A 25,477-nucleotide genomic window follows, 5' to 3' on the forward strand; every position below is an offset into this window, starting at 1 on the left:
GGTGGTAACTATAACCATCCTAAGGTAGCGAAATTCCTTGTCGGGTAAGTTCCGACCTGCACGAATGGCGTAACGACTTCTCGACTGTCTCAACCATAGGCCCGGTGAAATTGCACTACGAGTAAAGATGCTCGTTTCGCGCAGCAGGACGGAAAGACCCCGGGACCTTTACTATAGCTTGATATTGGTGTTCGGTTCGGCTTGTGTAGGATAGGTGGGAGACTGTGAAGTCGCGGCGCCAGCCGTGGCGGAGTCGTCGTTGAAATACCACTCTGGTCGTGCTGGATGTCTAACCTCGGTCCGTGATCCGGATCAGGGACAGTGTCTGGTGGGTAGTTTAACTGGGGCGGTTGCCTCCTAAAGGGTAACGGAGGCGCCCAAAGGTTCCCTCAGCCTGGTTGGTAATCAGGTGTTGAGTGTAAGTGCACAAGGGAGCTTGACTGTGAGACTGACGGGTCGAGCAGGTACGAAAGTAGGGACTAGTGATCCGGCGGTGGCTTGTGGAAGCGCCGTCGCTCAACGGATAAAAGGTACCCCGGGGATAACAGGCTGATCTTCCCCAAGAGTCCATATCGACGGGATGGTTTGGCACCTCGATGTCGGCTCGTCGCATCCTGGGGCTGGAGTCGGTCCCAAGGGTTGGGCTGTTCGCCCATTAAAGCGGTACGCGAGCTGGGTTTAGAACGTCGTGAGACAGTTCGGTCCCTATCCGCTGCGCGCGTTGGAGTCTTGAGAAGGGCTGTCCCTAGTACGAGAGGACCGGGACGGACGGACCTCTGGTGTGCCAGTTGTTCTGCCAAGGGCATGGCTGGTTGGCTACGTTCGGGAGGGATAACCGCTGAAAGCATCTAAGCGGGAAGCCTGCTTCGAGATGAGGGCTCCCACCCACGTGATGGGGTAAGGCTCCCAGTAGACGACTGGGTTGATAGGCCGGATGTGGAAGCCTTGTGAGGGGTGGAGCTGACCGGTACTAATAGGCCGAGGGCTTGTCCATGTGTGCTCGCGTCCACTGTGTGGTTCTGAAACAATCAGCCACCGTATTCCCTGCTCCTGTTTTTGTGGGGTGTGTGGGGTGGTGTGTGTTTCGTGGTGTTTCGGTGGTCATAGCGTTAGGGAAACGCCCGGTTACATTCCGAACCCGGAAGCTAAGCCTTTCAGCGCCGATGGTACTGCAGGGGGGACCCTGTGGGAGAGTAGGACACCGCCGAACAAATATTATGAATGCCGTAGTCCCCGTGCCCAGCACGGGGACTACGGCATTTCTGCGTTCACCGGCGGGTAGGGTGCGCAGATGCAGTACGAGCTGGTCATCTTCGACAACGACGGCGTCCTCGTGGACAGCGAGCCGATCTCCAATCAGATCCTGGCCGACTACCTCACCGAACTCGGTCACCCGACCACGTATGAGGACTCGATTCGGGACTTCATGGGTGCCGCCGTGCACCGGATCCACGACGTGGTCCGCGAGCGGTCGGGGCGGGGCCTGCCCGAGGGGTTCAACGAGGCGTACCACGCACGGGTGTTCGCGGCCTTCGAACGGGATCTCGCCGCGGTCGACGGCGTGGGCGTCGTACTGGAGAAACTGGCCGCGGACGGGGTGCCGTACTGTCTGGCGTCGTCCGGGACCCATCAGCGGATCCGGGTGGCGCTGCGGAGGACCGGGCTGTACGACGGCTTCGGGGAGGAGCGGATCTTCTCGGCACAGGATGTGGGGCGTGGGAAGCCGGCGCCGGATCTCTTCCTGTACGCGGCCCGGACGATGGGGGTGCCCCCGCACCGGTGCGTGGTGATCGAGGACAGCCCCCTGGGCGTCCAGGCGGCCCGCGCCGCCGGCATGGACGTCTTCGGTTTCACGGCGATGACCCCGGCGGCCAAGCTCCGCGACGCTACCGCGCTCTTCGCCGCCATGCCGGAGCTGTACGAGCTGCTGTTCCACTCCTGACGGCGTCGCGACGCCGTGTTCGACGCCCGGCCCGACGCCCTGCCGACCGTGGGTCGTTTTGGCGGCTCCCGGACAGCGACCGGTCGGGGGTCACGCGGGGCGGGGTGTCTCGGGCGGTGGCGGGTCGATGCGCTTCTCGAACCAGTGGTGGGCGTAGGGCTCGTTGTTGAAGGCGGGGACCTCGTTGAAGCCGTGCGCGTGGTAGAGGGTGATGGCGGCGGTGAGGGCCTTGTTGGTGTCCAGGCGGAGCTGGGTGCGGCCGTGCAGGGCGGCGCGGGCTTCGAGTTCGGCCAGGAAGCGGCGGGCCAGGCCGAGCCGGCGGGCGTGCGGGGCGACCCACATGCGTTTGATCTCGGCGGGAGCGCCCAGCGGGAGTTTGAGGCCGGCGCAGCCCACGGGTTCGCCGTGCAGCCGGGCGATCAGGAACAGGCCGTGGGGCGGGCGGAGTTCGCCGGCGTCGGGCAGCAGGCTCAGCGCGGGGTCGAAGCCGGTCTCGAACCGCTCCTGCAGCTCGGTGAAGTAGGACCGCAGGCAGTTCTCGGCGTCGGGGTGGCCCGGGTCAACGGTCTCCAGGGTGACGGTCGCGGCGGTGAGCAGCCGGTCGACTTCGGCCATGGCGTCGATCAGCCGGGCCCGTTGGGCGGGGTTGAGCGGCTCCAGCAGGGAGCCGGCCAGTTCGTCGCTGCGGGTGTCGAGCGCGGCGCGCTCCGCGCGGCCGGCGTCGGTGAGCCGGACGGTGCGCACCCGTTTGTCCTGGAGCTGCGGCTCCACCGTCACCAGGCCGTCGCTCTCCAGGGAGCGCAGCAGCCGGCTGACGTAGCCGGAGTCGAGTCCGAGGCGTTCGCGCAGCCGCCGTACGTCCTGCCCCTGCTCGCCGATCTCCCAGAGCAGCCGGGCCGCGCCGATGGGCCGGTCGCGGCCCAGGTAGTGGTCGTGGAGCACGCCCACGCGTTCGGTGACGGTGCGGTTGAACCGCCGCACCCGGTCGATCTGTGCCGCATCCATTCTCTGACTTTAGTCAGGAAACCGCGCGGTCGGCCAGCGGCACCCGCCCGGGGCGCGGCGAGGACCGGCCCGTCCGGGCGCGGGCGGGTCTCACGGACGGTCTGCGGCGGCTGCGAGGGGTGCCGGGAGCCGCGGCACCCCTTCCACGTCACGTGGGTGTCCGGCGCGGACACGCACGTGACGGCCATTGCCTGTCCGCCGCCCCCGGAATCGTGATGCGGCGGACCTACTCATCCGTAGCCCGGTCCGTTTACGCTGCTCGCTCATGGACGACGCCCGCCTGACGGCCCTGCCGCCCGAGCTGCGGCACGGCCGCGCCGCCCTCGCGGTCAGCTTCTTCGCGCAGGGCGCGCTCTTCGCGCTGCTGGTCACCCGCATCCCGGCGATCCAGGACCGCTACGGGATCGGCGACGACCTGCTGCCGGTGTTCCTGGCGGCGGTCCCGATCCTGGCCGGCGTCGGCAGCGTGGCGACGGAACAGCTGGTCAAACGTATGCGGCCGAGTGTGGTCCTGCGCTGGGTGCAGCCCGTGGTGGCCCTGATCCTGGCCGTCCTCGGCGCCGGGGACCGGCTGTGGACGGCCGCGGTGGCACTGGCGCTGTTCGGGGTGTGCGTCGGCGGGCTGGACGCGTCGATGAACATGCTGGGGGTGAGCCTGCAGCGGGTCTACGGCCAGAGCATCATGCTCGGCTTCCACGCCGCCTACAGCCTGGGCGGGATCGTCGGGGCGTCGCTGGCCTGGTCCGGCGCGCACTGGCACCTCTCGCTGTCGGCGGTCTACGGGCCGACCGCGCTGGTGCTGATCCCGCTGACGCTGGCGGCGAGCCGCTGGTACCGGGACCAGGCGCCCGGCGACACGGCGGACCTGGTCAGGGAGCGGGAGAGGGCCGGCCGCCCCGTCCAGCCGGTGGTGATGCGGCTGCTTCTGCCGCTCTGCCTGGTGATGGCGTTCGCCTACATCGGCGACTCGACCGTCTCCAACTGGAGTGCGAAGTACCTGGAGGACGTACTGCACAGCTCCGAGCAGCTGTCCACCGTCCCGTACGCGGTGTACATGGTGACGACGCTGATCGGCCGGTCGGTCGGCGACTTCGGGGTGCGGCGGTTCGGACCGGTGGCGGTGGTCCGGCTGGGCACGGTGCTGGCGGTCGTCGGGTTCGCGGTGGTGGCGGTCGCGCCGGGGGCGTGGACCGGCATGCTCGGCTTCACCCTGCTGGGCTTCGGGCTGTCGGTGATCGTGCCGCAGACCTTCGCGGCGGCCGGCCGGATGTTCCCGGACGCGTCGGACTCGGCGATCGCCCGGCTGAACATCTTCAACTACGTCGGCTTCCTGGTCGGCTCCCCGCTGGTCGGCGCGCTCGGCGCGGTGTGGAGTTTCCGCGGTGCGATGATCGTGCCGATGGTGCTGGTGGGGGCCACGCTGTTCTACGCCAGGTCCTTCGACGCGGGACCGGTTGGGTACGGTGTCGACCATGACCGGGCGCGCACGGCTGATGTGGGATGAGCGGGTAACGGCGTACGACTTCGGTCCCGGGCACCCCATGGACCCGGTGCGGCTGGCCCTCACCCGCAGCCTGGTACGGGCCTTCGGCCTGGACGCCGAGCTGTCGGTGGTGGCGGCGCCGCCCGCCGGTGAGTCGACGCTCTCGCTCGTCCACCGGCCGGACTACGTGGCCGCGGTCCGGCGCGCCTCGGCGGACCCGCGGGTCGCGCAGGCGGCGTACGGCATCGGGAGTGAGGACAACCCGGCGTTCGCCGGCATGCACGAGGCCGCCGCGCTGATCGCCGGCCTGTCGGTGGGCGCCGCCGAGGCGGTCTGGCACGGGCGGGCGGCGCACGCGGTGAACTTCGCCGGCGGACTGCACCACGCGATGCCGGCCGCCGCCGCGGGCTTCTGCGTGTACAACGACGCGGCGCTGGCGGTGGCGCGGCTGCTGGAGCTGGGCGCGCAGCGGGTCGCCTACGTCGACGTGGACGTCCACCACGGCGACGGGGTACAGGCGGCGTTCTGGGACGACCCGCGGGTGCTGACGATCTCGCTGCACGAGCACCCGCGCACGCTCTTCCCGCAGACCGGATGGCCCGAGGAGACCGGCGGCCCGGCCGCCGAGGGCGGCGCGGTCAACGTGGCGCTGCCGGCCGGCACCGGGGACGCGGGGTGGCTGCGGGCCTTCCACGCGGTGGTGCCGGAGCTGCTGGCCGCCTTCCGGCCGCAGGTACTGGTCTCCCAGCACGGCGCCGACACCCACTTCGAGGACCCGCTGGCGCATCTGGCGGTGTCCCTGGACGCCCAGCGGATCGTGGCCGAGGCCTGCCATGAGCTGGCGCACACCCATACCGGGGGGCGGTGGATCGCGCTCGGCGGCGGAGGGTACGCGGTCACCGACGTCGTACCCCGTACCTGGACGCACCTGGTCGCCATCGCCGCGGGGGCGCCGATCGACCCGGCGGCCCCCGTGCCCGACGACTGGCGCCACGAGGTCTACGCCCGAACCCGGGCGACGGCGCCGCTGCGGATGACGGACGGCCGTGCGCCGCGGTGGTCCAGCTTCGCCGACGCCGGCTACGACCCCGCCTCCCGCCTGGACCAGGCGATCCTGGCAACCCGCCGCGCCGCGTTCCCCCTGCACGGCCTGCTGGCCTGAACACCCGCTGGCCGGCGGCCGGCGGCCACCAGCGGGTACGCGCGGCCCCTTCCCGGCGGGCGCCGTCTCCCGGCCCACGACGGCCTGCCGGCGGTACGGGGCCGGGCGCGTGCGGCCCGCCGCCGCCTCCTGGACGGGGTGCCGCTCGCCCTGCGCCGGTGCCGGCCGCCGCTCGGGGCCCGAGCGTGCGGCCACTTCCGCCGGAGGCGCCCGCCCCTGGCGCCCCGCCCGGGGTGTCCGGTTGTGTTGATTCACTCGCAAGAGGTGTATTTCGGGATTTGGCCGCCCTCGAAGGGGCGAAGTAGGGACGATCGGGGGGTGTTGAGTGTCGGGGCGCTGCGGGCGCACTTGGTGGCTACGAGACTGGCGGGGCGGGTGGCGACGTCGCGTGAGGGGAGCCTGCGGAACTACCGGCTGTTCGCGGCGCGGGATCCGCGGCAGACGCTGGGGCTGGATCCGGTGGGCGCCTGGGGGACGTGCGAGCTGCTGCGGCTGATGGCCGACCGCTGCGGGGTCTCGCCCGACCCGGCGGAGACCTCCGGGGAGGACACCATCGACCCGGACTGTACGGTGGCCGCCCTGGACGCCTTCGCCGAACGGCTCGGCCGGGCCGCGCACGACCGGATTCCGGTGCTCCTGGGCACCGGACATCCACACCGTCTCCTCGGATTCTACGCATCTCTGGCCGCCGCGCTGTCGGCCGCGGGCTGCGCCGTCCTCACCCCTGCCTACGCTCCGTGCGTGGACATGCCGACTCAGTTCGGCGTACGAAAGTACAAACTTCATTACATCGGCGGCGTCGCCGTGGCCCGTCCGGCGGCCTCCGGGGGCCCGGATCCGGGCGCCGGGAGCCAGGCCGAGCAGGGGGTCCACACGCACTCCCCGCTGCCCGTCCGGGCCGCCCTCGCGGGGGCCGCGGAGCACGGTGGGATGCTGCCTGGCCTGGTGGTCGGCGACCACGGATTCATTTGTGGGGCAGGGCAGTTGGGCATTGAGGCGATCGGTCTGGGAGACCCCGGCGACCCCGCTGTCTTCGTGGCGGAAGCCGAGGGCCGAGTGTCCGTGGCGGTGCCTCTCGACGACACCGTCCGGTCCGATTACTACCGCCCGCTGACGCGCTACGTACTCAATCGAGCGTGGCTCTCACAGTAGTCAACCATTCGCAACTCCTCTTCCCCACTTGCATCATCCGCCCCTAATCTGTGGGGGAGCGCACATGCCTTTTTAAGTCGCCGGAGGGGAAGCCGGTGGCGTCATGTGCGGAAGGTTCAGGTGTGTCATGTCTGTAGCAGCTGAAAGTCGGCCTCTGAACGAGGTCGTGTTCCTGACCGTCGCCGAAGTCGCGTCGGTCATGCGGGTCTCCAAGATGACCGTGTACCGGCTGGTGCACAGCGGTCATCTGCCGGCGATCCGCGTGGGCCGGTCCTTCCGGGTTCCGGAGCAGGCCGTCCACGACTACCTCCGTGAGTCCTACGTGGGGGTGGAATCTGCCTGAGAAGGCCCGGTAACGGGCTGGTGACCGACCGCGCCGGCCTCGGTTACTCCCGCCCCTCCAAGGCGGGTAGGCTTGGCCGACGTAGGTCGTGTGGGCTCGGACGCCCCGCACCGAGTGAAACCGAAGCGAGGGTAGTCGTGGGCTCTGTCATCAAGAAGCGGCGTAAGCGTATGGCCAAGAAGAAGCACCGCAAGCTTCTGAAGCGGACGCGTGTGCAGCGTCGCAACAAGAAGTAAGCGGGCCGTTCGCTGCCGCTGCTCCTGCCCCTCTCCACAGTCGTCGAGGCCGAGAACGGCCTTGAAGGCGCCGGAGGGGGGCAGTGGCGTTGTGGGGGACCCACCGCGCCGCGGCTCCCGGGCGGGGCGCCAGCGCCGCAAGGCGCCGCGGCGGTACGGTGACTGCGATCCCCCCCTAGGAGGCGCTGAACGTGGGCAAGGTGGTTCTCGTCACCGGAGCCGCGCGGCGGCTCGGCGGCCGGTTCGTCCGGCGGGTGCAGGACGAGCCCGAGGTCGGGCGGGTGATCGCGGTCGACGCGGTGCCGCCGGGACACGACCTGGGGGACGCCGAGTTCGTCCGCGCCGACATCCGGCAGCCGATGATCGGCAAGGTGCTGGCCCAGCACTCGGTGGACACCGTCGTGCACCTCGACGTCAGCGGCACCCCACTGGGCTCCGGCGGCCGGACCCAGGCCAAGGAGACCAACGTCATCGGCACCATGCAGCTGCTCGGCGCCTGCCAGAAGTCTCCGACCGTACGGCGGCTGGTGGTCAAGTCCACCACCAGCGTCTACGGTTCCGCGCCGCGCGACCCCGCGGTCTTCTCCGAGACGACCCCGGTGAAGTCGCTGCCCAGCGGCGGCTTCGCCAAGGACGCGGTCGAGGTCGAGGGGTACGTACGCGGCTTCGCCCGGCGGCGCCCGGACGTGGCGGTCGCCGTCCTGCGGTTCGCCAACATCCTCGGGCCCAACGCGGACACCCCGCTGGCGGAGTACTTCGGGCTGCCGGTGCTGCCGACGGTCTTCGGCTACGACCCGCGGCTGCAGTTCGTGCACGAGGACGACGTCAACGACGTGCTGGTGGCGGCCGCCACCGAGCCCCGGCGCGGTACGTACAACAACGGCACGTTCAACATCGCCGGGGACGGGGTGCTGCTGCTGTCGCAGAGCGCCCGCCGGCTCGGCAAACCGACCGTGCCCGTACTGCTGCCGGCCGTCACCTGGGTGGGGCGGCTGCTGCGCGCCTCCGGCGTCACGGACTTCTCCACCGAGCAGATCAGACTGCTGACACACGGCAGGGTGGTGGACACCCGGCAGATGCGTGAGACGCTCGGCTTCGTGCCCGCGTACAGCACGGCTGAGACCTTCTACGACTTCGCCCGCAGCCGCGGCCCGGGGCTGCTGCCGCCGGACCGGATGGCGCGCGCGGTGGACGGCCTCGCGGCGACGGTCCCGGCCGATCGGGCGTGAACAGCCGCATGACGGACGACCAGCAGCCCGCAGCGGCGGAAGGAGCAGGAACCATGGCGGACGCCAAGGTCATCCCGTTCGGCGAGGACTCCCGGGCGCGCCGCGGCGGCAGCCGGTCCCGGACCGGGGGCCGGGGCCGCACGGGCCCCGGCGGCGACCCGGCGTCGTCCCGGCCGGCCGCGCCCGCCCACGGACAGCCGCCGCTGACGCCGGTGCCGGAGGCGGCCGAGGTGCCCGAGATCCCGGCGCGGGCGGCCGGCGACCGCGAGCCGCCCGCCCGGGACGGCGTACCCGAGCCCGCGGCCGGACCCGCCCACGCGCTCGGCGACGTCGCCGACCGGCTGCTCGGCGGCCCCTGGGAGCGGAAGGTCGCCTCCGGGCTGGCGTTCCTGCGGCGGCGCGTCACCGGCGAGTACGAGGTGGACGAGTTCGGGTACGACGCGGAGCTCACCGACCAGGTGCTGATGTCGCTGCTGCGGCCGATGTTCGACACGTATTTCCGGGTCGAGGTCAAGGGCATCGAGAACATCCCGGCCGAGGGCGGCGCGCTGGTGGTGTCCAACCACTCCGGGACGCTGCCGCTGGACGGGCTGATGACCCAGGTCGCCGTGCACGACCACCACCCCGCCGGGCGGCATCTGCGGCTGCTCGCCGCTGACCTGGTCTTCATGCTGCCGCTGGTCAACGAGCTGGCCCGGAAGCTGGGGCACACACTGGCCTGCGCGGAGGACGCGCAGGCGCTGCTGGAGCGGGGCGAGGTCGTCGGGGTGATGCCCGAGGGCTTCAAGGGGCTCGGCAAGCCGTTCGCCGAGCGGTACAAGTTGCAGCGGTTCGGTCGGGGCGGGTTCGTGGCCACCGCCCTCAGGACGAAGGTCCCGATCATCCCCTGCTCGGTGGTGGGCGCCGAGGAGATCTATCCCATGCTGGGCAACTCCCGCACCCTGGCCCGCGTGCTCGGCTTCCCGTACTTCCCCCTGACCCCCACGTTCCCCTGGCTGGGTCCCCTCGGCACGATCCCCCTCCCCACCAAGTGGACCATCCAGTTCGGCCGCCCCATCCTCACCGACGGCTACCCGGACGAGGCGTCCGAGGACCCGATGCTGGTGTTCAACCTGACCGATCAGGTGCGGGAGACGATTCAGCACACCCTGTATGAGCTGCTGGTGCAGCGGCGGTCGGTTTTCTTCTGAGCGGCGGCGGGTCGCGGGGACGTCGCGGTCGGCGGACGGAGTCCGGCGCAGCCGGGTGATGCCTGGGAGACCCCCTGGGACCGAGCAGTGCGAGGGCGGCATCAAGGGGGGCAGCCTGCGGGGCGGGTCGGTGGCGCCCTGTTCGGTAGGGGCCACCGACCGCTTCAGGGGCTACTGGTCGGACTCGTCGTCGCCGCCGAGGCCGAGGCCCGGGAGGAGGCCGGGGAGCAGCGGGGGAAGGACGATGGAATGGTGGGGCGGGGTCTCGGGGCCGCCGGGGGTGTCCGTGGGGGTGGGGGGCGGGCTGGTCGGGGGATTCAGCAGGCCGTCGCCGAAGAGGCCGTGCGGGGTGGCCACGGACGGGGACGGGGTCGCGGTGCCGTTCGGATCGGGTGTGCCGCTGGCCGGGGCCGTGGCCGGCGGGGACGCCGGGTCCGTACCCGTCGGGGTGCCGGCGCCGCCGGACGCCGGATCGCCGCCGCCGTCCTGGGAAGTGGACGGCGCGCCGGAGTCCTTGGGCCGGGGGAGCAGCGACTGGAGCGGGGCGACCTCCTGGTCTATGGCCGCGAACACCGAGGTGACCTGTTCCGAGACGTCGGTGAGCTGGCTGGGCAGCTTGCCGCGCAGATCGCTCCAGCCCTGCCGCTGCGACCGCGAGAAGGAGTTGAGCAGCTCGATCGGCTGGAGCGAGCCGTCGTCCCGGTACGCCTGCGTGAGCAGCCGGTGGCCCTCCGACGCCTCCTGGTGCATGCCGGACAGCGCCTTGCGGACCTCGCCGACCGACTCGTCGTCGAGTTGCCCGCTGCGCCCGCGGTCCATCAGCCGGCGGGCCTCCTGCATCCGCGTGGCGGCCATGTCCAGGTAGACCTCGCCGCGGGAGGCGTCGCCGCCCGCCATGTCCAGCTTGAGGTCCTCCATGCCGCGCTTGAGTCCGTAGAGGTGGTCGCCGGGCAGCGCGTTGGTACTCGCCGCGGCCACCCCGCCGAACGCGCCGGCCGCGACGCCGACGGTGAGGCCGCCGACCGCGAGCCGCCGGGACAGCCGGGCGCCAGGACCGAGCTTGCGCAGCCGGTGGCTGCCCGCCCGGCCGCTGTCGGTGCGCTGCTCCGGGACGCGTCCCGTGCTGGTGAAGCTGCCCTCGGCGATCGCCTGCTCCATCGCCGCGATCAGCTGGGCCCGCTGGACGGTCTTCCGCTCGGCGGCCATCACCGGGCGGGGCCGCGAGCTGAGCTCGGCGGCCAGCGCCAGCATGGCCGCCTGCTCGGGGTCGGCGTGCCGGGCGGCGGCACGCGCGCCGCCGTGGGCCGTGCCGTCCTGCCCGTCGGCGGGCGTACCCGCGCCGCCGGGCTCCTGCGCGGGGTCGACGGCACCGTGCCCGCCGTCGGCCGCCTCGCTGACGGCGGCGTCCTCAACGGCCTGGGCGAAGGCGTTCGCCCGCCGGTGTGCCGTTGCCTGTCCGATCACGGGCGGCACCTCCTCTCGTCATCCACACTCGACTCCCTGCGCCGTCCAGAGGTTGCCCTGCCGGCCGCCATCCATCCGAACGGGTGAAAAGCGATGAGTGGCGCGCGGCACAGAAGTGTCTGCACGTGATGCAACGAGTGCCGGTCCGGTTGGGTTACGCGCACCCGACGAGCGGACCGCGGACGATCGGACCAGGGAGGACCGGACCGCCGTCCGTCCGGCCGCGGCGGGACGTGGACACCGCGGACCGCCCGTCCTCACCGCGCGTCCTCCGGCAGCAGCCGGGCCAGGGTGCGGACCGCCCGGTACTGGAGGGTCTTGATCGCGCCCTCGTTCTTGCCCATCACCCGGGCCGTCTCGGCGACCGAGAGCCCCTGCAGGAAGCGCAGTGTCACGCACTCCTGCTGCTGCGGGTTGAGCTTGCGGACGGCGGTCAGCAGCGCCTCGTTGGACAGCGACTCCAGGACGGAGTCCTCGGGGCTGCGCTCGACCTCGTTGGCGTCGAGCATCTCGCCGGTGGTCACCTCAAGCCGGAAACGGCTCGACTTGAAGTGGTCGGCGACCAGATTGCGGGCGATGGTGACCAGCCAGGCGCCGAAGTCGCGGCCCTGCCAGGTGAAGGTGCCGATCCGGCGCAGGGCGCGCAGGAAGGTCTCGCTGGTCAGGTCCTCGGCGGTCGCCTTGGAGCCGACCCGGTAGTAGATGTACCGGTAGACGGTGTCGCTGTAGTGGTCGTAGAGCCGGCCGAACGCCTCGGTCTCGCCGTCCTGGGCCCGTTCGACCAGGTCCATCATGCGGCCGCTGTCGGTGTCGGAGGCGGGTCGGCGGGCGTGGGCGCCCTGGGCGGTGGCCGCGCCGTCGCGGTCGGCGTGGGCGGAGCTGTTGCGGGTGCGTCTGCCTGCGGCTGTGCTGACTTCGGCGAGGGCGTAGGCCGGGCCGGGGACGAGGGGACCGGACGTGGCGAGGGTGGGCATGGCGTACGCGGGGACCGTGCGCATGAGGCGGTCAAGCACCAGTGCGCGCAACGCAGCCAGGCCGGAGGTGTCAACCCCGTCGTGTGGGTACACGGGACTCCCAGAGGCAGAACTTCCATCACGTGCAGTACGGGACCGTTCACCCGTCGTGCTGACGTGTGGGTACCGGATTGCGTCTGAGGAGAATAACGCTTCGTACAGGCGACGCTACACCGAGTTGTGCAATTCGCCGTTTCCGTTGCTTCGGCGATGGATTGGCGATCGATCAATTATCGAACAGGGCATGCGAGTTGACCACTTCTGCCGGTGAAGTGGCGGCGGAGAGTACGTGTTGTGGCCATGTGCCGAACGGGGGCGCGGGCGCGCGGCCCGGCCGTCCCGCCGACCCGAAGTCGGCGGCGGCGGTGCCGGATCGCCGCGCCCGGGTCAGCGGCGGCGGCGCTGGACGGCCACGCCGGCCAGTACGCCGCCGGCGATCGCGCCCATGCCCGCGGCGGCGGGCAGCCCGATCCGTACCGCCTTGCGGCCGGTGCGGTAGTCCCGCAGCCGCCAGCCCTGGGCACGGGCGTGCCTGCGCAGCCGGCTGTCGGGGTTGATCGCGTAGGGGTGGCCGACCAGGGACAGTATCGGGATGTCGTTGGCGGAGTCGCTGTACGCGGCGCACCGCGACAGGTCCAGGCCCTCGGCGGCGGCCAGCGCCCGTACCGCCTCGGCCTTGGCCGGGCCGTGCAGCGGCTCGCCGACCAGCCGTCCGGTGTAGACGCCCCCGACGGACTCGGCGACCGTGCCGAGCGCGCCGGTCAGGCCGAGCCGGCGGGCGATGATGGTGGCGGTCTCCACGGGCGCGGCGGTGACCAGCCAGACCCGCTGCCCGGCGTCCAGGTGGGCCTGGGCGAGCGCGCGGGTGCCGGGCCAGATCCTGCCGGCCATGTACTCGTCGTAGATCTCCTCGCCGATGGACATCAGTTCCTCGACGCGGTGGCCCTTGACGATGGACAGCGCGCTGTCGCGGGCTTCCCGCATGTGCCCGGGGTCCTCGGCGCCGGCCAGCCGGAAGTACGCCTGCTGCCAGGCGAACCGCACCAGGTCCCGCTTGTCGAAGAACTTCCGCCGGTACAGGCCGCGGCTGAAGTGGAAGAGCGCCGCACCCTGCATGACGGTGTTGTCCAGGTCGAAGAACGCCGCCGCCCGCGCGTCGCCGGCCACCGGGAACTCCGGCTCGGCGCGGCCGGCGGACGGGTCGGCGGTCGCCGCCCCCGCCGGGTCCAGATCCCCAAGCCGCGGTTTCGTCGCCAGCGCGGACTCCGCGGCCGCGGCGGCGGCCTCGCCCGCCGGGACACTCCGCCCGGTGACGTACTGCTTACGCGTGGTGAGCCATCTGGGTGCGGCCATGGCGCGAGCATAGCCACCGGGGGCGGCCGGACCGGAGCGGCCACGTTGCGGGCGCCTTAACGCCACGCGTCACAATGGCGCGTATGAGCACTTCGACGACCGGTTCCCGGACGGTGACGCTGATCGGCAAGCCCGGCTGCCATCTGTGCGACGAGGCACGGGCGGTGGTCGAGAAGGTCGCCGCCGAGACCGGCGCGGCGGTGGAGGAGCGGGACATCCTGTGCGACCGGGAGCTGTACGACCGGTACTGGGAGCAGATCCCGGTGGTGCTGGTCGACGGCGAGCAGCACACGTTCTGGCGGGTGGACGAGCGGCGGCTGCGGGCGGCCCTCACCGACTGACGGCGGGCGGCGGCGGGCGGTGCGCCGCGCGGGGCGGCCGTACGTGAATTTGGGCACGAGCCCCTGCCCGGTCCGGGCGCGGACCGCCCGGCCCGCGCCCGGGTCCGTGCCAAAGGCGGATCCCGGTCGTGCTGAGACCGTTACCCGCGGTCGCACGCGTTTCGACTAGCATCGGGGTCGATTTGTACACCCCGGGGGCGATGCGTGAGGAGTGTGACCACGTGCTCTCGGGCCGCAGCCCGTCCGCGTACGGCTATGCCGTGGTGGACCTGGAGGCGACCGGTTCGTCCTCGCACCGGCACCGGGTGATCGAGATCGCCGTGGTGCTGCTCGACCGCGATCTGGTCCCGCAGGGCGAGTTCGCCACCCTGATCGACCCCCAGGGCCCGGTCGGGCCCACCCACATCCACGGCATCGAGCCCGAGCACCTGGGCGGGGCGCCGCGGTTCGCCGGGATCGCGGTACGGCTGCTGGGGCTGCTGCGCGGCCGGGTGCTGGTCGGCCACAACGTGGGCTGCGACCGGGCCTTCCTGGTGGCGGAGTACGCCCGGCTGGGACTGCGGCTGCCGCCGGTACCGGAGATGTGCACGATGCGGCTGGCGCAGGCGCGCGGCGCCGGCCGCCCGGGGCCGTACGGGCTGAGCCTGCGGGCGTGCGCCGCCGCGGCCGGCATCACCGACCGCAGCCCGCACACCGCGCTGGGCGACGCCCGCGCGACCGCAGCCCTGTTCACCGTGTACGCCGCGGACGGCCCCGGACACGCGGAACAGCTGGCCGCGGCGGCGCTGCTGCGCTGGCCGGAGCCCACCGCGCTGCTCGCCGCGGCGGACGCGCTGTGGCTGGCCCGGGGCAACGATCACGGCCGCCGGACGGTGCCCGGGGCACGTCAGGGGCGTGCGTGATGCCGGTCACTTCCGCCGGGCAAACCGGACACCATCTTTGTGCACGCGTTCACAAAGACATAGCCTGGCATGCACGGGGCGGCCCCAAAGACCGTGGTCGTCCTCAGCCCAGCTCATCCCGCAGGAGCACCGTGGCAACAGGCCGATCTCACCGACCGGCGACCAGAAGCCGAGGGATTCCCGAGGCCACCGTCGCCCGACTCCCGCTGTACCTGCGGGCGCTGACCGCTCTGTCGGAGCGTTCGGTGCCCACCGTGTCCTCGGAGGAGCTCGCCGCGGCGGCCGGGGTGAACTCGGCCAAGCTGCGCAAGGACTTCTCCTATCTCGGCTCCTACGGGACGCGGGGCGTCGGCTACGACGTGGAGTACCTCGTCTACCAGATCAGCCGCGAACTCGGACTCACCCAGGACTGGCCGGTCGTCATCGTCGGGATCGGCAACCTCGGCGCCGCCCTCGCCAACTACGGCGGCTTCGCCTCGCGCGGGTTCCGGGTCGCCGCCCTGCTCGACGCCGACACCGGGCTCGCCGGGAAGCTGGTCGCGGGCCTGCCGGTGCGGCACATCGACGAGCTGGAGGCGATCGTCGACGACAACCAGGTGTCGATCGGCGTGATCGCCACCCCCGCGGGCGCCGCCCAGGAGGTCACCGACCGGCTGGTCGCCGCCGGGGTCACCTCCATCCTCAACTTCGCGCCCACCGTGCTGTCGGTGCCGGACGGGGTGGACGTACGCAAGGTCGACCTCTCGATCGAGCTGCAGATCCTCGCGTTCCACGAGCAGCGCAAGGCCGGTGAAGGACGCCAGGACCCGGACGGGGACGTACCCGCGGTGATGCCCGCATGAGCCTTCTGGTCGTCGGCCTGAGCCACCGCACCGCGCCCGTCAGTGTGCTGGAGCGCGCCACTCTCGACGAGGGCGCGCGGGCCAAGCTGCTGCAGGACGCGCTGGCCGCCGAACCCGCCGCGGAGGCGGTGGCGCTGGCCACCTGCAACCGGGTCGAGCTGTACGCGGACGTGGACAAGTTCCACGCGGGCGTCGCCGAACTGTCCACGCTGCTCGCCCAGCACAGCGGCGTCGGCCTGGAGGAGCTCACCCCGCACCTGTACGTGCACTACGAGGACCGGGCCGTCCACCACCTGCTGTCGGTCGCCTGCGGCCTGGACTCCATGGTGGTCGGCGAGGGCCAGATCCTCGGCCAGATCAAGGACGCCCTCGCCGTCGGGCAGACCCTGCACACCGCGGGCCGGCTGCTGAACGAGCTGTTCCAGCAGGCGCTGCGGGTCGGCAAGCGGGCCCACTCCGAGACCGGCATCGACCGGGCCGGCCAGTCCCTGGTCACCTTCGGCCTGGACCAGCTCGCCCCCGCCACCGGCCCGGTACGCGGCAGGCACGCGCTGGTCGTCGGCGCCGGCTCGATGTCCTCGCTGGCCGCGGCCACCCTGGCCAGGGCCGGCGTGGCCGGCCTCACCATCGCCAACCGCACCGTGGAACGCGCCGAGCGGCTCGCCCACGCGCTCACCGAACAGGGCACCCCCACCCGGGCGATCACCATGTCCGAGGTGGCGGACGGGCTGCGGACCGCCGACATCGTGGTGTCCTGTACGGGCGCCACCGGCCTGGTACTGACCGCCGACGAGCTGCGTACCGCCGTCGGCGCGCGCGGCGGGGCGCCGCTGGCCGTCCTGGACCTGGCGATGCCCCGCGACATCGACGGCGCCGCGCACGGCCTGCCCGGCGTGACACTGGTGGACATCGAGTCGCTGGCCGCCGCGTCCGCCGACGCGCCCATGGCCGCCGACGTCGACCAGGTGCGGGCGATCGTCTCCCAGGAGGTCGCCGCCTTCGGCGCGGCCCAGCGGGCGGCCCGGATCACCCCCACCGTGGTGGCGCTGCGGGCCATGGCGGCCGATGTCGTAGCGGGTGAACTCGCCCGGCTCGACGGTAGGCTGCCCGATCTGAACGACAAGCAGCGCGCGGAGATCACCCAGGCCGTGCGCCGTGTCGTGGACAAGCTCCTGCACGCGCCCACCGTGCGGGTCAAGCAGCTCGCGGGTGAGCCCGGTGGCGCCGGGTACGCCGACGCGCTGCGGGAACTCTTCGACCTCGACCCGCTGGCGGTCGCCGCTGTCAGCCGGGCCGACACCCCGGGCGCCGTCGCCCAGGGCACCGCAGAACCGAATCGAGGGCGGGCATGAACACCCCCACCGGCCGCGACGACGCACCCCCGACGCCCCTACGCCTGGGTACCCGCCGCAGCAAACTCGCCATGGCCCAGTCCGGGATGGTCGCCGCACGGGTGACCGACGTCACCGGGCGGCCCGTGGAACTGGTCGAGATCACCACCTACGGAGACGTCTCGCGGGAGGCGCTGGCGCAGATCGGCGGTACCGGCGTCTTCGTCTCCGCGCTGCGGGACGCGCTGCTCTCCGGCACCATCGACTTCGCCGTGCACAGCCTGAAGGACCTGCCGACCGCTGACCCCGCGAATCTGCTGCTGGCCGCGGTCCCGGTCCGCGAGGACCCGCGGGACGCCCTGGTCGCCCGAGGCGGCCGCACCTTCGGGAATCTGCCGGCCGGCGCCAGGATCGGCACCGGCTCGCCGCGCCGGATGGCGCAGCTCAACGCGTGGGCACGGTCACACCGCCTGGAGATCGAGACGGTCCCGATCCGTGGCAACGTTGACACCCGGATCGGGTACGTTACTTCCGGCACACTCGACGCGGTCGTGCTGGCCGCCGCCGGGCTGAACCGTATCGGCAGGCTCGCGGAGGCGAGCGAGCTGATCGACGTCGACGTCGTACTGCCGGCCCCCGGCCAAGGGGCGCTGGCCGTCGAATGCGCCGCCTCCGACCCGGAGCTGGCCGCACTGCTCGGCGAGCTGGACGATCCGGTCACCCGGGTCGCCGTGACCGCAGAGCGATCCCTGCTCGCCGCCCTCGAGGCCGGCTGCTCCGCCCCCGTGGGCGCGCTGGCCGACCTCGTGGCCGACGGGCGGAATTCCGAGCTGCGCCTGCGCGGCGTCGTCGGCACCACCGACGGCACCACGCAGGTGCAGATGTCCACCACCGGTCCCGTACCGGCATCGGACGACGAGGCGCGCGCTTTTGGCCGCGAACTCGCCGTGCAGATGCTCGCCAAGGGTGCGGCCGGTCTTATGGGGGAGCGCACACCTTGAACCCCGCCGCCGTCGCAACAACGAACCCCGCCGGTACGGCCGGTACCGCCGGACCGCCCGTCACCGGTGTCGCCGTCACCGGTCACGTCACCTTCCTCGGCGCCGGCCCCGGCGACCCCGGGCTGCTGACCCTGCGCGCCGTGGAGGCGCTCGCCCGCGCCGACGTGCTGGTCGGCGAGGGCGCCGTGCTCGACGTCGTCCGGGCGCACGCCCGCGCGGACGTGGGCATGGCGCAACCCACCACGGACAGCGAGCTGTTGGACTCCGCCGCGGCACTTTCCACTGCTGCCGCACAGCTTGTCATGGCGTCCGCGCGCACCGGCAAGCGGGTGGTGCGTGCGGTGGCCGGCGACCCCGGGTTCGACGCCGGCGCCGCCGCCGAGATGCTCGCCTGCGCGCACGCCGGTATCCCCTTCGAGGTGGTCCCCGGTGTCGCCGCCGCCCTCGGGGTGCCCGCCTACGCGGGTGTGCCGCTCAGCGGCAACGTCCGGTTCCTGGATCCGGCCACCGCCTCCGACCAGTGCTGGAACGAGGTCGGTACCGGTGACTCCACCGTCGTGGTCTCCACCACGCTGCAGACCGTGGCCGCCGTCGCCGCCGAGCTGATCGCCGCCGGGCGCAAGCCCGACACCCAGCTGACCGTCACGGTGGCCGGCACCACCACCCGGCAGCGCACCTGGACCGCCACCTTGAGCACCATCGCCGCCGAACTGAAGGCGACCAAGGCGCTGCCCACCCCCGAGGGCCCGATCGCCGCGATAGCCGTGGTCGGCGAGCGGACCGCGGACCGCCGGCACCTGTCGTGGTTCGAGACCAAGCCGCTGTTCGGCTGGCGGGTGCTCGTGCCGCGCACCAAGGAGCAGGCGGAGTCCCTCTCCGACCAGCTCCGCTCCTACGGCGCCGTGCCGCACGAGGTGCCGACCATCGCGGTCGAGCCGCCGCGCACCCCGCAGCAGATGGAGCGGGCGGTCAAGGGCCTGGTCACCGGCCGCTACGAGTGGATCGCCTTCACCTCGGTGAACGCGGTCAAGGCGGTCCGGGAGAAGTTCGAGGAGTACGGGCTGGACGCGCGGGCGTTCGCCGGGATCAAGGTCGCCTCCGTCGGGGAGCAGACCGCGCGGGCGCTGGTCGAGTTCGGCGTCAAGCCGGACCTGGTGCCCAGCGGCGAGCAGTCCGCGGCCGGGCTGCTGGAGGACTGGCCGCCGTACGACGCGGTGTTCGACCCGATCGACCGGGTGTTCCTGCCGCGCGCCGACATCGCCACCGAGACGCTGGTGGCCGGGCTGGTCGAGCTGGGCTGGGAGGTCGACGACGTGACCGCGTACCGCACGGTCCGCGCGTCCCCGCCGCCGGCCGACACCCGCGAGGCGATCAAGGGCGGCGGCTTCGACGCCGTGCTCTTCACGTCCTCCTCGACGGTACGGAACCTGGTCGGCATCGCCGGCAAGCCGCACAACGTCACGGTCATCGCCTGCATCGGCCCGGCCACCGCCAAGACGGCGGAGGAACACGGGCTGCGCGTCGACGTGATGGCCCCCGAGCCCTCCGTCGCCGCCCTCGCCCAGGCCCTCGCCGACTTCGGCACCGCCCGCCGCGCCTCCGCCGAGGAAGCCGGCGACCCCGTGACCCGCCCCAGCGAACGCCGCCCCGGCGCCCGCCGCCGCACCCGCGTCTAGGGCCAGCCCGCCCGACACCGGTGACACGACCCCCGGCCGGTGGCGCCCCCGTCAGGGGCGCGGGGAACTGCGCGAGCGACCACGACGGCGCGGCACCCGGCATCGCACGGCCTCCCGGGCGGTGGCGGCCGGTGTCAGGGGCCCCGAGCAGCCCCGACGGCGCCGCACCCGCACTCGGTACCGCACCCCCACCCCCCGAAGACCCGGCACCCGGCAGAAAGGGGGCACCGCGGGGAGCCCGGTCCCCCGACTCCACGTCGGGAAAAGCACGGCCCCCACGGGCGTACCGTGGAATTCGCCCCCGCACCCGACCACCCCGCGTGGGAGCGCACAACCCCGCTCGCGCGACCCGCACAACCCCGCGCCGAGCGCCCCGCCACCCCGCGTGGGAGCGACCCCGCGCACCGGACAGAACAGGAAGGCCCGCTATGAGCAGCCGGTACGGCGAGTTCCCCGGTGCGCGCCCCCGGCGCCTGCGCACCACCCCGGCGATCCGCCGCCTCGTCGCGGAGACCCGCCTGCACCCCGCCGAGCTCATCCTGCCCATGTTCGTCCGCGAGGGCATCACCGAGCCCGTCCCGATCTCCTCCATGCCCGGCGTCGTCCAGCACACCCGCGACAGCCTCCGCAAAGCCGTCACCGAGGCCGCCGCCGCCGGGATCGGCGGCATCATGCTCTTCGGCGTGCCCGAGGAGAAGGACGCGGTGGGCAGCCAGGCCACCGAACCCGACGGCATCCTCCAGCTCGGCATCCGCGACGCCGTCTCCGAGGCCGGCGACGCCCTCGTCGTCATGTCCGACCTGTGCCTGGACGAGTACACCGACCACGGCCACTGCGGCGTCCTGGACGCCGAGGGCCGGGTCGACAACGACGCCACCCTGGAGCGCTACGCGGAGATGGCCCGGGTGCAGGCGGACGCCGGCGTCCACATGGTCGGCCCGTCGGGGATGATGGACGGCCAGGTCGGCGTCGTGCGCGACGCCCTGGACGAGATCGGCCGCCAGGACGTGGCGATCCTCGCCTACACCGCGAAGTACGCCTCCTCCTTCTACGGCCCCTTCCGCGAGGCGGTGAACTCCTCGCTCAAGGGCGACCGCAAGACCTACCAGCAGGACCCCGCCAACTTCCGCGAGTCGCTGCGCGAGCTGGCCCTGGACCTCGACGAGGGCGCCGACATCGTCATGGTCAAGCCCGCCCTGCCCTACCTCGACGTGCTCCGCGAGGTCGCCGACAGCGTCGACGTCCCGGTCGCCGCGTACCAGATCTCCGGGGAGTACGCGATGATCGAGGCCGCCGCCGCCAACGGCTGGATCGACCGCGACCGTACGATCATGGAGACCCTCACCTCCATCCGCCGCGCGGGCGCGAGCATGATCCTCACCTACTGGGCGACCGAGGTCGCCGGGCGGCTGTAGACTCCGCCTCTTCCCCCTGACCGCGCGTCGACGTGACGCGACCGTCGGCAATGGCCGGCGACGGCCGACAACAGCATGGAGAAAGGGACCGCGGGCGTGAGCGGCATACCCTCGTGGGCCTCGGTGAGCGGCCTGACCGCGGCGGCGCTGGCCGCCGTGTCGGTGCTGGCGATCCAGGCGAGCGGCAACCCCGCCCATACCGTGGACGCCCGGCCCGCCCCGCGTCCCACGACCGCGCGGCCGACCACCCCGCCGCCCCCGCCGCCGGTTCCGCCGAACTCCGGTACGGGCAAGCGGATCGTCTACTCGCTGGCCGGACAGCGCGTCTGGGTCGTCCCGCCGGCCGGCGCCCCGGTCTCGACCTTCACCGTCGTCCCCGGCACCATCCGGGCCCGGCCCGGCACGTTCTACGTCGGAAAGCGCCGCGCCGCCGACACCGGCAGCGACGGTACGGCGGTCGAGCACATCGTGTACTTCGAGTACACCGCGGAGGCATGGGTGGCCTTCTCCGCCCGCGCCGACGACACGGTCGCCAAGCCCGACCCCTCCCTGCGCACCGGCGCGGTCCGGGGCCACCGGGCGGACATCGCCAAAATCTGGGACAACACGGTCACCGGCTCCACGGTCGTCGTACTCCGCTGACCCCGGCCACCGTGCCGCGCCGGCCTCTTCCCGGCGCCCCGGCCGGCCCGCCCCGGTAGCCGCGCCGCTCCGGCACGTGACCCCGCCCCCGTAGGGCCGGGGTGATGATCGCCACTCCCGCGGGCGGTGCCCGCCGGGCAGGCGACAGGGCCGCGGGGCGGCGGTAGATTGCGCTGCACCGGGGCCGGACCCGGAGGGGTGCGCGAGCACCGGAGCCACCGGGGGAGGAGGGGCGCCGATGAGCGGCATACCGTCGTGGGCCGCCGTGACCGGGCTGACCGGGGCCGCGCTGGCCGTCGTCTCCGTTCTGGCGATCCAGGCCGGCGGCAGCCCGTCCGCCGCGCCGCCTCCCGTCCGGCCGCCGCACACCGCCACCGCGCGGCCGACCACCCCGCCGCCCCCGCCGCCGGTCCCGGCGAACTCCGGTACGGGCAAGCGGATCGTGTACTCGCTGTCCCAGCAGCGGGTGTGGGTCGTGCCGCCCGGCGGCGCGCCCGTCGCCACCTTCACGGTCGTGCCGGGCACGGTCCCGGCCAAGCCCGGCACCCACTACGTGAGCGGCCGGACACCGTCGACCGTCGGCGGCGACGGGGCGCGGATCGAGCACGTCGTCTACTTCGAGTACACCGCGGAGACGTGGGTGGCCTTCTCCGCGCGGACCGACGACAAGGTCGTCGCGCCCGGCCGGTCCCTGCACACCGGCGGCATCCGCGCCCACCGCGCGGACATCGCCAGGATCTGGAACAACACCGTGCACGGCTCCACGGTGGTGGTCCTCAAGTAGCCCGCGGCCCCGCCGGACGCCCGAGCCGACGCCCGGCCGGCGGGCGCTGCCGGCCGGCCCGCCCCCGGGCCGGGCTCAGTCCCACCAGAAGTGCCAGGTCGGCTTGCCCAGCAGCGACTTGCGCGCGTACTCGCGCAGCGACTCGTGGTGGCCCTGGGCGATGTTGTCCGGGCAGAAGGCGAAGTGCTCGGCGGCCACCGCCTCGGCGGCTTCGAGGGTCTGCGGCGGCGCGGCGACCGTGGCGGTGAGGGTGTCGAAGCCGAGGGCGACGACCCGCAGGCCGAAGCGGTCCTCCCAGGAGCGCAGCACGGCAGACAGGACCGCCATGTCGTCCTCGTGGTTGACCGGACCGGTCCAGCCCATGGCGGCGGGTATGTCGGCGCTGCGGCGGGCGTACACCAGGGCGGCGCGGGGGGTGTCCAGCCGGCCGGAGCTGACCAGGTCGGCGGTGACTTCGGCGGCGAAGGCGTCCGGGTCGGCGTCGAAGGCCGGGGCGGGGGCCATTCCGGGCCAGTCGACGCCGTAGGGGGCCAGCACCTGCGCCAGGTCCTCCTCGTCCCAGTCCTCGTCGGCGGTGTACGCGGTCCAGATCTCGGCGAGGTACTCCTCGGCGTCGTGGTCCCCCGGGTAGGACATCTGGCCGGGGTCGAGGTACCACTCGGTGAACTTCCGCCCCGGCGCCTTGTCGTTCTCGATCAGAACCGGCAGCAGCCCCACCGAGCGCCCGGCCAGCAGTTCCGCCCAGGTGCCGGGCGCGGCGACCCCTTCGGCGTACCACAGCAGGGGTTCGTGCCAGGGCCCTTCGCCGGTGGTGTCGACGAGTTTGCCGGGCGGCAGGCTCAGGCCGAGTGCGGCGCCGGTCGCGTCGTCCGCCAGGCGGGGAAGGGGGTTGGGAAGCATCGCCATGACCGGGACTCTAGGGGTTGCCGCCGACAACTGTGGTCTGGGGCAGCCGGGATGCCGGTCAGGTGCCGGATACGGGCCGCGGCCGGAGCACCCCTGGCCCTCGCCCGGCCGCCCGAGCGCGCCGCGCGGGCGGCCGAGGGCGGGTGCGGGCCCAGGGGTGCTCCGGCCGGAAGGGCGGCGCTCAGAGGCGTTCCGGGGTGCGGATGCCCAGCAGGTCCAGGCCCCGGTGCAGGGTGCGTGCGGTCAGCTCGCACAGGAAGAGGCGGTTCTCCACCTCCGCCGGGCCGCCCTCGGCGGTGAGCACCGGGCACTGCTCGTAGAACGTGGTGAACAGCGACGCCAGCTGGAACAGGTACGAGGCCAGCCGGTGCGGCTCGTAGACCGCGGCGATCTCCGCGAGGGTGTCGCCGAAGGCGTCCAGGTGCAGCGCCAGCGCCCGCTCGGCGGGGGCCAGCGGCAGCTCCGGGTGGGCCGCGGCGGTCTGGTCCGCCGCGGCCTTCCGGAAGATCGACCGGGTCCTGGCGTACGCGTACTGGATGTACACGCTGGTGTCGCCGTTGAGCGAGACCATCCGGTCCAGGTCGAAGACGTAGTCCCGGCCGAGCGAGGTGGACAGGTCCGCGTACTTCACCGCACCGATGCCGACCTGGACCCCGTTGCCGGTGATCTCCTCCTCGGACAGGCCGATCTTCTCGCCCTTCTCCCGGACCACCGCGGTGGCCCGCGCGACCGCCTCGTCGAGCAGGTCCTCCAGCCGTACGCTCTCGCCCTCCCGGGTCTTGAACGGCTTGCCGTCCTTGCCCAGCACGGTCCCGAACGGCAGGTGCCGCACGGTCACCTCGTCGGTGAGCCAGCCGGCCCTGCGGGCGGTCTCGAAGACCATCCGGAAGTGCAGCGCCTGCCGGGCGTCCACCACGTACAGCAGGGTGTCCGCGTGCAGGTTGGCGGTGCGGTCGCGGACCGCGGACAGGTCGGTGGCCGGGTAGCCGAAGCCGCCGTCCGCCTTCTGCACGATCAGCGGGACCGGCTCGCCGTCCTTGCCCTTGACGTCGTCGAAGAACACGCACAGCGCGCCGTTGGAGCGCACCGCGACGCCGGACTTCTCCAGCAGCTCGCAGGTCTCCACCAGCATGTCGTTGTAGCCGGACTCACCGACGATGTCCTCGTCGACGATCCGGATGTCGAGCTTGTCGTAGACCGAGTAGAAGTAGATCTTCGACTCGTCCACGAACCGCTGCCACAGCTCCAGCGTCTCCTTGTCGCCCGCCTGCAGGTCCACCACCCGCCGCCGCGCCCGGTCCTTGAACGCCTCGTCGGCGTCGAAGAGCGTGCGGGCCGCCTTGTAAACCCGGTTCAGCCGGGACATGGACGCCTCCCCGGCGTCGGGGGCGTCCTCGCTGTGGTCCAGCGTGTGCGGGTGCTCGATCAGGTACTGGATGAGCATGCCGAACTGGGTGCCCCAGTCGCCGATGTGGTGCCGCGGGATCACCGTCTCCCCGGCGAACCGCAGGATCCGGGTGATGGCGTCGCCGATCACCGAGGACCGCAGATGGCCGACGTGCATCTCCTTGGCCACGTTGGGCTGGGCGTAGTCGATCACCGTGATGCCGGGGCGCTCCTTCCCCGGCACGCCGAGCCGGTCGTCCGCCAGCCGCGCGGCGAGGTTCGCGGTGATCGCCGCGTCGGTGACGGTGATGTTGAGGAAGCCGGGGCCGGACACCTCCACCCGCGCGACCATCTCGTCCGCGGGCAGCGCGGCCAGCACCGCGCCGGCCAGCTCCTTCGGGTTGGCCTTGGCCCGCTTGGCCAGGCCCAGCACGCCGTTGGCCTGGAAGTCGGCCCGGTCGCTACGGCGCAGCAGCGGGTCGGCGTCGGCGGCCGACGGCACGGCCGCCGCCAGAGCGGCGGTGACGCGCTGCTGGAGCGTGGCGGAGAGGGAGGGGACCGAGGCCATGGGATGCCGCTTCTGTCGAAGGGGAGGAGTGGTGGACCGATTATTTCACGGGGCGCCACTCGTTTTCCTTCTGGGAGAATGGGCACGCCGGGGCCGCCGTCAGCGCCCCGC

23 protein-coding genes and 2 rRNA genes (1 of these 25 running past the window's edge) are annotated in these 25,477 nt (G+C 72.5%); 19 read left to right on the forward strand and 6 right to left on the reverse strand.

The annotated features are described in order from the left end of the window. From RLT57_RS17430 to RLT57_RS17440, 3 genes are all read left to right on the forward strand, one after another. Positions 1–994 (forward strand): 23S ribosomal RNA (locus tag RLT57_RS17430) (it extends 2,133 nt beyond the left edge of the window). Between the two features lie 99 nt (positions 995–1,093). Further along, a 5S ribosomal RNA gene (gene rrf / locus RLT57_RS17435) occupies positions 1,094–1,210 on the forward strand. A gap of 81 nt (positions 1,211–1,291) precedes the next feature. Beyond that, a complete protein-coding gene (locus tag RLT57_RS17440) occupies positions 1,292–1,942 on the forward strand; it encodes an HAD family hydrolase (RefSeq protein WP_311298324.1) in 651 nt (216 codons plus the stop codon). A gap of 90 nt (positions 1,943–2,032) precedes the next feature. On the opposite strand, the gene RLT57_RS17445 is transcribed toward RLT57_RS17440, so the two are convergent. Continuing rightward, positions 2,033–2,947, reverse strand: a complete 915-nt coding sequence (locus tag RLT57_RS17445; protein ID WP_311298325.1) for a bifunctional helix-turn-helix transcriptional regulator/GNAT family N-acetyltransferase — start codon at positions 2,945–2,947, stop codon at positions 2,033–2,035. Positions 2,948–3,212: 265 nt separating this feature from the next. Here RLT57_RS17445 and RLT57_RS17450 point away from each other — a divergent pair, with 265 nt between their 5' ends. From RLT57_RS17450 to RLT57_RS17480, 7 genes are all read left to right on the forward strand, one after another. Continuing rightward, complete coding sequence (locus RLT57_RS17450; protein ID WP_311298326.1) at positions 3,213–4,451, forward strand: MFS transporter; 1,239 nt, start codon at positions 3,213–3,215, stop codon at positions 4,449–4,451. Continuing rightward, a complete protein-coding gene (locus RLT57_RS17455) occupies positions 4,420–5,592 on the forward strand; it encodes an acetoin utilization protein AcuC (RefSeq protein ID WP_311298327.1) in 1,173 nt (390 codons plus the stop codon). The genes RLT57_RS17450 and RLT57_RS17455 overlap by 32 nt, the downstream gene beginning before the upstream one ends. Before the next feature lie 318 nt (positions 5,593–5,910). Then, positions 5,911–6,744, forward strand: a complete 834-nt coding sequence (locus RLT57_RS17460) for a phosphatase (RefSeq protein WP_311298328.1) — start codon at positions 5,911–5,913, stop codon at positions 6,742–6,744. Positions 6,745–6,871: 127 nt separating this feature from the next. Further along, entirely contained in the window at positions 6,872–7,087 is a 216-nt protein-coding gene (locus tag RLT57_RS17465; protein WP_161302236.1) for a helix-turn-helix domain-containing protein, read from the forward strand. Between the two features lie 137 nt (positions 7,088–7,224). Then, positions 7,225–7,323, forward strand: coding sequence for a 30S ribosomal protein bS22 (locus RLT57_RS17470; protein ID WP_003948845.1), 99 nt, complete (start codon positions 7,225–7,227; stop codon positions 7,321–7,323). A gap of 191 nt (positions 7,324–7,514) precedes the next feature. Then, positions 7,515–8,552 carry an NAD-dependent epimerase/dehydratase family protein gene (locus RLT57_RS17475; RefSeq protein WP_311298329.1) on the forward strand — a complete coding sequence of 346 codons (1,038 nt, stop codon included), beginning with the start codon at positions 7,515–7,517 and terminating at the stop codon, positions 8,550–8,552. Positions 8,553–8,605: 53 nt separating this feature from the next. Next, entirely contained in the window at positions 8,606–9,742 is a 1,137-nt protein-coding gene (locus RLT57_RS17480) for a lysophospholipid acyltransferase family protein (protein WP_311298330.1), read from the forward strand. A 171-nt stretch (positions 9,743–9,913) separates the two neighbouring features. Here the strand turns inward: RLT57_RS17480 and RLT57_RS17485 are convergent, their stop codons facing one another. The 3 genes from RLT57_RS17485 to RLT57_RS17495 all read right to left on the reverse strand — a co-directional run bounded on the left by RLT57_RS17485 (position 9,914) and on the right by RLT57_RS17495 (position 13,572). Beyond that, positions 9,914–11,206, reverse strand: coding sequence for a DUF5667 domain-containing protein (locus RLT57_RS17485; protein ID WP_311298331.1), 1,293 nt, complete (start codon positions 11,204–11,206; stop codon positions 9,914–9,916). 257 nt (positions 11,207–11,463) lie between these two features. Then, positions 11,464–12,273, reverse strand: a complete 810-nt coding sequence (locus RLT57_RS17490) for an ECF subfamily RNA polymerase sigma factor, BldN family (protein WP_311298332.1) — start codon at positions 12,271–12,273, stop codon at positions 11,464–11,466. A gap of 333 nt (positions 12,274–12,606) precedes the next feature. After that, a complete protein-coding gene (locus RLT57_RS17495; protein WP_311298333.1) occupies positions 12,607–13,572 on the reverse strand; it encodes an HAD family hydrolase in 966 nt (321 codons plus the stop codon). 83 nt (positions 13,573–13,655) lie between these two features. Between RLT57_RS17495 and RLT57_RS17500 the strand changes: the two genes are divergently transcribed. The 9 genes from RLT57_RS17500 (at position 13,656) to RLT57_RS17540 (ending at position 22,506) form a co-directional block, all read left to right on the forward strand. After that, positions 13,656–13,913, forward strand: a complete 258-nt coding sequence (locus tag RLT57_RS17500; RefSeq protein ID WP_311298334.1) for a glutaredoxin family protein — start codon at positions 13,656–13,658, stop codon at positions 13,911–13,913. A 200-nt stretch (positions 13,914–14,113) separates the two neighbouring features. Next, positions 14,114–14,815 carry a 3'-5' exonuclease gene (locus tag RLT57_RS17505; RefSeq protein WP_311298335.1) on the forward strand — a complete coding sequence of 234 codons (702 nt, stop codon included), beginning with the start codon at positions 14,114–14,116 and terminating at the stop codon, positions 14,813–14,815. A gap of 131 nt (positions 14,816–14,946) precedes the next feature. Continuing rightward, on the forward strand, positions 14,947–15,657 hold the full coding sequence (locus RLT57_RS17510) for a redox-sensing transcriptional repressor Rex (protein ID WP_311298336.1): 711 nt from the start codon (positions 14,947–14,949) through the stop codon (positions 15,655–15,657). Then, positions 15,654–17,009 carry a glutamyl-tRNA reductase gene (locus tag RLT57_RS17515; protein WP_311298337.1) on the forward strand — a complete coding sequence of 452 codons (1,356 nt, stop codon included), beginning with the start codon at positions 15,654–15,656 and terminating at the stop codon, positions 17,007–17,009. Before RLT57_RS17510 ends, RLT57_RS17515 begins: the two co-directional genes overlap by 4 nt. Continuing rightward, positions 17,006–17,989 carry a hydroxymethylbilane synthase gene (gene hemC, locus RLT57_RS17520; RefSeq protein ID WP_311298338.1) on the forward strand — a complete coding sequence of 328 codons (984 nt, stop codon included), beginning with the start codon at positions 17,006–17,008 and terminating at the stop codon, positions 17,987–17,989. The genes RLT57_RS17515 and hemC overlap by 4 nt, the downstream gene beginning before the upstream one ends. Then, the gene (locus tag RLT57_RS17525; protein ID WP_311298339.1) at positions 17,986–19,665 is read left to right on the forward strand and encodes a uroporphyrinogen-III synthase; all 1,680 of its coding nucleotides are present in this window, start codon (positions 17,986–17,988) and stop codon (positions 19,663–19,665) included. Before hemC ends, RLT57_RS17525 begins: the two co-directional genes overlap by 4 nt. Positions 19,666–20,093: 428 nt before the next feature. Then, positions 20,094–21,080, forward strand: coding sequence for a porphobilinogen synthase (gene hemB / locus RLT57_RS17530; protein WP_311298340.1), 987 nt, complete (start codon positions 20,094–20,096; stop codon positions 21,078–21,080). 96 nt (positions 21,081–21,176) lie between these two features. After that, positions 21,177–21,722 carry a hypothetical protein gene (locus tag RLT57_RS17535; protein ID WP_311298341.1) on the forward strand — a complete coding sequence of 182 codons (546 nt, stop codon included), beginning with the start codon at positions 21,177–21,179 and terminating at the stop codon, positions 21,720–21,722. Between the two features lie 238 nt (positions 21,723–21,960). Further along, entirely contained in the window at positions 21,961–22,506 is a 546-nt protein-coding gene (locus tag RLT57_RS17540; protein ID WP_311298342.1) for a hypothetical protein, read from the forward strand. Between the two features lie 75 nt (positions 22,507–22,581). On the opposite strand, the gene RLT57_RS17545 is transcribed toward RLT57_RS17540, so the two are convergent. Continuing rightward, positions 22,582–23,412, reverse strand: coding sequence for a DUF4253 domain-containing protein (locus RLT57_RS17545; protein ID WP_311298343.1), 831 nt, complete (start codon positions 23,410–23,412; stop codon positions 22,582–22,584). Positions 23,413–23,593: 181 nt separating this feature from the next. Further along, positions 23,594–25,366, reverse strand: a complete 1,773-nt coding sequence (gene argS / locus RLT57_RS17550) for an arginine--tRNA ligase (RefSeq protein WP_311298344.1) — start codon at positions 25,364–25,366, stop codon at positions 23,594–23,596. Positions 25,367–25,477: the final 111 nt, after the last annotated feature.

The organism is Streptomyces sp. ITFR-21 (assembly GCF_031844685.1).
Classification (GTDB): Bacteria; Actinomycetota; Actinomycetes; order Streptomycetales; family Streptomycetaceae; genus Actinacidiphila.